The sequence below is a fragment of the Streptomyces sp. NPDC057654 genome (assembly GCF_042800135.1).
Lineage (GTDB): Bacteria > Actinomycetota > Actinomycetes > Streptomycetales > Streptomycetaceae > Streptomyces.
Window position 1 is genome coordinate 1 of the sequence record NZ_JBHVHQ010001254.1, and the last position, 1,785, is coordinate 1,785.

2 protein-coding genes are annotated in these 1,785 nt (G+C 74.6%); both read left to right on the forward strand.

Annotated features, from left to right (window positions below; genetic code table 11):
• Positions 1 to 220: hypothetical protein (locus ACFU99_RS42580; protein WP_384403867.1), on the forward strand; the 220-nt coding region annotated here is incomplete at its 5' end.
• Positions 221 to 376: 156 nt separating this feature from the next.
• Positions 377 to 1,785 (forward strand): serine/threonine-protein kinase (locus ACFU99_RS42585; RefSeq protein WP_384403870.1); only part of this gene is annotated, 1,409 nt, incomplete at its 3' end.

Sequence of the window (1,785 nt, forward strand, 5' to 3'; positions counted from 1 at the left end):
CGCGGCGGCGGGCAGGGCGGCGGGCACGGGAGGGGCATCGCCGGGCCGTCGTCGGGTCGTACGAAGGCGACCGCCGGGCCATCGCGGGGCCATCGCGGGGCCGCTCGAAGGCGACCGCCGCGCCGTCGCCGGAGTGTCACAGGGCCGTACGAAAGGGGCCGCCGGACCGTACGAAAGCGACGTTCCGCCCGTACGTGCCCAGGCGTTCCGTACGGGGTGAGGCGTTCCGGATGTGGTGGAGACACGGCGAAGCGCACCCGGGTTCGCAACCGGGGCTTCGGCCAGGAAGAATCGGGATGCGTACCCCGAGACAATTCGCGGTGAGACGCTGCACGGGGCTGGAACCCTTCGAGCCCCACGGGGAGGTGGCAGGCCAGTGGTGGAGCAGCTGACGCAGCACGACCCGAGGCGGATCGGCCCGTTCGAGGTGCTCGGCCGACTCGGCGCCGGTGGCATGGGGCTGGTCTATCTCGCCCGCTCGGCCTCGGGCCGGCGGGTCGCGATCAAGACGGTGCGGACCGAGCTGGCCGAGGACCAGCTGTTCCGCGTCCGGTTCACACGCGAGGTGGAGGCCGCCCGCGCCGTCAGCGGCTTCTACACCGCGGCCGTCGTCGACGCCGACCCGCGTGCCGCCGTGCCGTGGCTCGCCACCGCGTATGTGCCCGCGCCCTCTCTTGAGGAAATAATCAACGAGTGCGGCCCCCTCCCTGCCCAGGCGGTGCGCTGGCTGGCGGCCGGCATCGCGGAGGCCCTCCAGTCCATCCACGGTGCCGGACTGGTGCACCGGGACCTCAAGCCGTCGAACGTGCTCGTCGTCGAGGACGGCCCGCGCGTCATCGACTTCGGCATCGCGAGCGGAGTCTCCAACACCCGGCTGACCATGACGAACGTCGCCGTCGGCACCCCGGCCTACATGTCGCCCGAGCAGGCTCGTGACTCGCGCAGCGTGACGGGCGCCAGTGACATCTTCTCGCTCGGCTCGACCCTGGTCTTCGCGGCCACCGGCCATGCGCCGTTCCATGGCGCGAACCCGGTCGAGACCGTTTTCATGCTGCTGCGCGAGGGCCCCGACCTGGGCGGACTGCCGGACGAACTCCGTCCGCTGCTCGAATCTTGTATGCAGATGTCCGCCGACCAGCGGCCGAGCCCCGCCGACCTCCAGTCGCAGCTCGCGCCGCATCTCTTCGCCTCCGAGGCCGACGACAGCGGCACGGCGTCGGCCTGGCTGCCGGACAGCGCGGTCACAATGATCGAGGAGCGGCGGGGCGGCCGGTCCGGCGCGGGATCCGGGAGCAGGGGCGCGCGCGGGGGCGGCAGCCGGCCGGCCACACCACCGCGGGCCACGCCGCCGCGCCCGGCACAGCCTCCCGCCTCCGCGGCCTCGTTCGCGCAGCCGTCCTCCGGGCCCGCGCCGCAGTCCGCCCCCATGCCGCGGTCCGCGTCCGGGGCGATGCCGCCGTACGAGCAGCCGCCCGCGTACCAGCCCTCGGCGACCGGCGGGCCGCCGCCCGAGCAGGGACAGGGGTTCCTCTCCGGCCACGGATCGGGCCCGAACCCTTCGCACGTACCGGCGTCCTCCCACGTACCGGCGTCCTCCCACGTACCGGCGTCCTCCCACGCGCCACCCCCTGCCCACGCCCCGGGTCCGGCCCACGCCTCCGGGCACGGCGCGGACCCCCACACCGGACATCCGGCGGGCGGCGGGCCCGTCGGCGTGGGCGACTGGGAAAGCGCCTATCAGGGCGGTGACGAGCTCGGCGGGCCCGACCGGCACCGGGCCGCGCC